This is a genomic window from Psychrobacter sp. Ps6 (genome assembly GCF_022129235.1).
In the GTDB taxonomy this organism is placed as follows: domain Bacteria; phylum Pseudomonadota; class Gammaproteobacteria; order Pseudomonadales; family Moraxellaceae; genus Psychrobacter.
The window spans coordinates 1-4,956 of sequence record NZ_JADQAI010000025.1 but is presented as its reverse complement, the minus strand read 5'-3'; the positions used below and the strand labels follow the sequence as shown (position 1 = coordinate 4,956).

Here is a 4,956-nt window from a genome sequence, read left to right as displayed (position 1 = left end):
AATCATATCAAATGTATCTTGCATCTCTTCAGGGGTAATAATCCCATCTTCTAAGATATCTGATATTTGCTCAATTAAATCAATAATATCTCCATAATGATGAAGTTCTCTCGCGTCTCTTAACCATGAATCTAAATATAAAGCTTCATCAATACTAAACTCTTTATCAGCTTGAATACCAATCAACATTCCTCGTAAATTTTCTAATTTTTTATCATGGTTACGATCGGATGACCCAAACATATACAGCACTCCATGTGTAAAGCAGAAATTAACCAGTCAATATAATACCAGTTGTATAACATAAAATATTACAACTTTTTGTGTTGACTGGTATAACTTTAAGTATTAGGATTTATTAAAACTTAAAGTTATATTGGTGTCGCATGGCTGAATATCAAACTCAATATGGGGTAGTTGGTGTATCAAAATCAAATGACCCCCTACTATCAGATTACAAAGTTATGACCTTGATCCCTAACCCTAAAAATGGTTGGGGTATTTCAAAATATTGCCCTCTCGATATGGAAATTACTCAAGAAATTGCTGAAGAATTTGCTGCTGAAGTCATCACTTTTATTTCTTAAGGATGAACGTAATGAGATTAATCAATGACGCTGTATTACTCGTAAAAATAAAAGAAACGTTAATTCAACCCACTGCATGGGTAGTAAAACGTAAAAGTGATATGGAGGAAGTTCTACTCAATCCAAGAGATCCTCGATTTGGACATTATGAAGAGCGAGATATCTCACAGCTAAGTGAGCTAATCAAAGATGGATATATGGTGACATTCGATGATTTTGTAATAACGGACATCGAACTTTCGTGAAATGAGCCAGAGCTGACCACCCGAATTTTTAGGAAGGATTATTAATGTGTAATGAATTAACCGCTTTCTTCGTCACCATCATGAATGACTTGGATGATCGAGAAAAGATGTATGAAAAACATCTAATGAGAAAGCCTGAACATGAGGAAAAGACACGCATTCAACTTGCACTTGTAGAAAACATAAAAGAACTGACATTGAACCGCGCTAGGCAATATGGGATTACAGTTTCAGACAATCGTAAATATTTTGAACAATACCAGCAATAACATACGAAAAAAAGAAAACCCCATCAGGTGACCAAACCCAATGGGGTATCTCGTGCAATGAGCCCTAGCTTTTAAACACTAAGGATCCTCTTTAGGATAACGTAGGACTGACCATCCCGCAACTAATTGATTCAAAACATAACTTCAGTAAAGGTATTTTGTGCAATGAGTAATAAGGAAAAAATACGGCAACAAGCGGCTAAACGCGCTCAACGTTTGAGAGACCGCCGAGCCGCTCAGGGGATTACGCTCTACCCTCTTCCGTTGAGTACCACTGAAGCAAGCCAATTAAATGAAATTTGTGCTTTTTTCTCTTATCCAAATAAGCCTTGTAAAAATACTGAGGCACTACAGTTAATGATTCATCGCGTACACGCCGAAATGGATCAGATTAAAGAATCACTAGGAACTTGCCAATATTGTGGTGAACAACTTCCCGAAGGATGCGCCAAATTAAAATCTGGGGGCTTATTTAAAGGTGACGCTCGATGTTGGCATACCATAAATCGAGTTCGTCTTTCTAATTTTGTTAATAAAACATCTGAATAAGGAATCAAACATGTTCGATTACAACAGCTACCCTACTGTAAACATGTCCTATACCACAGAAAATAGCTTAAACGTGACACCGTCACACTATAAAAGTAAAAAAGAAAACCAACTACCAGATTCACCGCCACCAGCAAAAACTTATGCTGAACTTAATGAGCAATCAACACATCTTTTAATTAGTCACGTTGAAGTCTTAGAGATGTTTCAGATCACCAGCAGAGCAACTATTTATAAGTGGCGACAAAAACGAGGCTTTCCTGAACCAATTACACTCATGCCCTTGCGTTGGTTACGTTCTGCTGTTGAAGAATGGAAAGATAATACCAGTCGGTTTGGAAAACGTTTTTAGATGCAAAGCGATCTTGATGAGAGATCGCTTTATTTAAGCTACTAATAATTGGACAAAAGAGTGTTAGACAATTTTATTTAGGCTGGTAACTTTAGGAAAAGTAATCAATATCTTGTTAAGAGGTAAGCAACGCAATACCGAAGTCGCCGCATATCTCCTTAAACACTAAAACCAACGCATAGTGGAAATGCCACGCGTTGAGAATCACTCTTGAACAGATTGTTGTATTCATTTTGCCCAAGGATCTTCAAGACAGATATCGATCATATCTAAATTTGTAATATCGATGTTTGCATATCTGTCATTTTGTTCGTTAACTCTTGGCGTACCATAGATAAAAACATAAGCAGTTGGGTTTGAGGACTTGTAGAGTTTTTCAATTCTTTTGGCTACCAACTTTTTCATCTTGTATTGTTCAATTAGCCGATCACCGATCATAACCGTAGTGGTGAACTCTTTATCGTTGCTATTACCCTTTAGCTTTTTCTTGAACTTTATCTGATAACCTTTACCTGATGGCAACCTATTTATAAATGCCCAGCCGTAATAAATTGAAGGCAGTTGCGGCAAGTTAGAAACTATCTGATTTTCAATTTTGCTAAAAAGGCTTGTGTAAGGTTTGTCTTTACCCGCAATATTTAACCTGCGTAGTTCTAAAGTCCCATCTTTCTTATATCTAGCATATCTATTAACAACAGTTCTTACCGAATAGATACTACTAGTGACGCCAATCTCTTTCAGTTGCCTTTCAGCTTTAGACTTCAATACGTTAACCATTCGTACTTTAGCATTTTTAACTCGGCTATTATTTTTATAATGGTCATAATACGATTTAGGTCTTTGCTCTAAAAATGTGTCGACGATTGAAGTATCAAGCGTTTTATGAGTCGCTGTTTGCGTTTTTGGCTCTGCGTACTGAAGCTTCAGAGGTACATTTCTAGAAACTTCACACCCTTTGGAGTGAGAACCAAATACTCGGAAATGAGGAACTACTTTTAGTGAACTAGTGTCTTTATCAAGGTTTGCACAAGTAACCCTAGCCGAACAGTTTGTACCTGGACATAAAAATGCTCTCTTGTCTTCAAGTATTCCCGACCAATAAAGCTCATATGCCTTATCTGGGTCGATAAAATCGTCTATTTCAATAGAATATGCCACATCTAAAGACATATTATTTTACCTCCGAATAAATATAATAGCTTATTAGTAAGCATTCTTACTTTCACGCAAAACAATGCCCTTTAAACCTTACAATCATAATCACTTTAATTCATAAATATTATGAGCTTGATTGCATTATTTTGTTTCAACTTGTTTATTTGAAATGTAGAAAGTAAGAAATGTATTTAATCAGTCTTATTAAAAACAGAACTCATGCGATAAAACCAACACGTTTCATTATAACTGTTCATATATACAGTAAATAAAACTAATCTAAAATCACGTTAAAATGATATGAATGAGTATTTGATCTAACTCATAAAGAGGCATTTTTGTGTTAGAACACAGTCTCCAACACGATTTTGATCAATCTCCCAACAGATCTACTTCAAATAACTATCCAACTTCTCAGCATACAGCTCATACCCTTCTAACTGCTCTTTTAACCAATCATGCTTGTTATAAACAGATAATACCCCACCTAATTCATGACCAAGCATCTTTTCAACTACATGCGGCATGACACCCAATTCTGATGCTCCGGTGGATAGCGAACGTCTAAAATCATGGGTACGCCAATCTTCAATGGGTAAACTATCTCTAATACGGCGGATATAACGGTTAGCTGCTGAGATAGTTATTGGCTTATCTAGATCGCCACCGGGAAAAAGTACATCATCATAAGTAGCCATTACCCGTTCTAATATTGCCCTTGCTTTAGTTGGGATTGGGCGTCTTATTGGCGTATTTGTTTTACTAAGCTCTTTTGGTACCGTCCATATACCTGCTTCCATATCAAAGTGACTACGACGCGCAAGGCGTAATTCTGATAAACGATTGCCCCACAACATAGTCAGCTGATGCAATGCTTTATTGGATGAGCTGGCCCGACTACGCTCGATGGCTAACCAAATCATGCTAAGTTCTGAAAACGTTGGAACACGGGTACCAACCTCAGGAGCTTTACCTACATGCTGCCTTTTAATACGATCTAAGTCTGTTTTTTCAATGATGAACTTACTCTTACAAAAGTTTAAGCAGGATCTTAACTTAGTAAATAATGAATTAGCGGTTTTGGGTTTATCAAGACTAATGGTATCTAACCACTGCATCCATTCTCTAGCGGGAATAGTTTCGACATTACGTTCTGGGAAAGCACCAATAAGGTAATTATTAGCAAATGAGCGATAAAGCGCCTGAGTACCCTCTTTTAATTGAGGAACATAATGTTTCAACCAGTACGCCACGCAATCATCCAAAGTGATAAATTCAAGCTCACCCGTTATAGCAATGTTGGGATTTCGACCGGACTCTCTCAATTCCATCATTAATTTATGCATTCGTCTTGCCTCTTTGAGGCTAGTTACGGGATACTTACCTATACGGATTCTTAAGCTTTTTTTATTAAAGCGACAACGGTAGTGAAAGTAGATTTTAGCTTGAGGTGTTATACGGACAACGAGTCCTTCACCATCACTAATTTCAGCTTTACCATCATAGGTGTCTTGCTTTGAGATAAGATTAAGTTGTCGGTCTGTTAGGCTCATTATGCTATTCCTTTAAATTAGGACACAGGCTTGGATTTTAGGACGCACATTCGGACATTAATGCGAATCCCACGCTGAATTCAAGTGGAATTAACTACTGTATATAAAAACAGTATATCACAAAAAGCCATATTTATAACAATCACTTAATACAAGACACATGGCTTCCGGAAAATACTATGATCAAGAAAAACGAACCAAGCTTATACTGGATTGATTACGAAACTTTCGGCGCAAGCCCTGCGA

The 4,956-nt window shown here is 36.9% G+C and carries 8 protein-coding genes; 5 read left to right on the top strand and 3 right to left on the bottom strand.

Annotation, left to right across the window (positions count from 1 at the left end; translation table 11 throughout):
• The coding region (locus tag I3255_RS13110; protein WP_346268627.1) for a hypothetical protein at positions 1 to 243 on the bottom strand (243 nt) is incomplete at its 3' end.
• Positions 244 to 386: 143 nt separating this feature from the next.
• Here I3255_RS13110 and I3255_RS13105 point away from each other — a divergent pair.
• The 5 genes from I3255_RS13105 to I3255_RS13085 all read left to right on the top strand — a co-directional run bounded on the left by I3255_RS13105 (position 387) and on the right by I3255_RS13085 (position 2,002).
• Positions 387 to 587, top strand: a complete 201-nt coding sequence (locus I3255_RS13105) for a hypothetical protein (RefSeq protein WP_238039211.1) — start codon at positions 387 to 389, stop codon at positions 585 to 587.
• An 11-nt stretch (positions 588 to 598) separates the two neighbouring features.
• A complete protein-coding gene (locus I3255_RS13100; RefSeq protein WP_238039210.1) occupies positions 599 to 832 on the top strand; it encodes a hypothetical protein in 234 nt (77 codons plus the stop codon).
• A 44-nt stretch (positions 833 to 876) separates the two neighbouring features.
• A complete protein-coding gene (locus I3255_RS13095) occupies positions 877 to 1,101 on the top strand; it encodes a hypothetical protein (RefSeq protein WP_238039209.1) in 225 nt (74 codons plus the stop codon).
• A 165-nt stretch (positions 1,102 to 1,266) separates the two neighbouring features.
• Positions 1,267 to 1,650: a hypothetical protein gene (locus I3255_RS13090; RefSeq protein WP_238039208.1), complete on the top strand. Its 384-nt coding sequence runs from the start codon at positions 1,267 to 1,269 to the stop codon at positions 1,648 to 1,650.
• Positions 1,651 to 1,660: 10 nt separating this feature from the next.
• Entirely contained in the window at positions 1,661 to 2,002 is a 342-nt protein-coding gene (locus I3255_RS13085) for a hypothetical protein (RefSeq protein ID WP_238039207.1), read from the top strand.
• 228 nt (positions 2,003 to 2,230) lie between these two features.
• Here the strand turns inward: I3255_RS13085 and I3255_RS13080 are convergent, their stop codons facing one another.
• Both I3255_RS13080 and I3255_RS13075 read right to left on the bottom strand, forming a co-directional pair.
• Positions 2,231 to 3,172: a hypothetical protein gene (locus I3255_RS13080; RefSeq protein WP_238039206.1), complete on the bottom strand. Its 942-nt coding sequence runs from the start codon at positions 3,170 to 3,172 to the stop codon at positions 2,231 to 2,233.
• Between the two features lie 374 nt (positions 3,173 to 3,546).
• Positions 3,547 to 4,710: a site-specific integrase gene (locus tag I3255_RS13075; protein ID WP_238039205.1), complete on the bottom strand. Its 1,164-nt coding sequence runs from the start codon at positions 4,708 to 4,710 to the stop codon at positions 3,547 to 3,549.
• Positions 4,711 to 4,956 lie beyond the last annotated feature (246 nt).

Bases quoted from the DNA above. Each gene is read 5' to 3' on its own strand.
- I3255_RS13085 (WP_238039207.1), top strand. From the start codon at position 1,661: ATGTTCGATTACAACAGCTACCCTACTGTAAACATGTCCTATACCACA.
- I3255_RS13080 (WP_238039206.1), bottom strand. From the start codon at position 3,172: ATGTCTTTAGATGTGGCATATTCTATTGAAATAGACGATTTTATCGAC.
- I3255_RS13090 (WP_238039208.1), top strand. From the start codon at position 1,267: ATGAGTAATAAGGAAAAAATACGGCAACAAGCGGCTAAACGCGCTCAA.
- I3255_RS13105 (WP_238039211.1), top strand. From the start codon at position 387: ATGGCTGAATATCAAACTCAATATGGGGTAGTTGGTGTATCAAAATCA.
- I3255_RS13075 (WP_238039205.1), bottom strand. From the start codon at position 4,710: ATGAGCCTAACAGACCGACAACTTAATCTTATCTCAAAGCAAGACACC.
- I3255_RS13100 (WP_238039210.1), top strand. From the start codon at position 599: ATGAGATTAATCAATGACGCTGTATTACTCGTAAAAATAAAAGAAACG.
- I3255_RS13095 (WP_238039209.1), top strand. From the start codon at position 877: ATGTGTAATGAATTAACCGCTTTCTTCGTCACCATCATGAATGACTTG.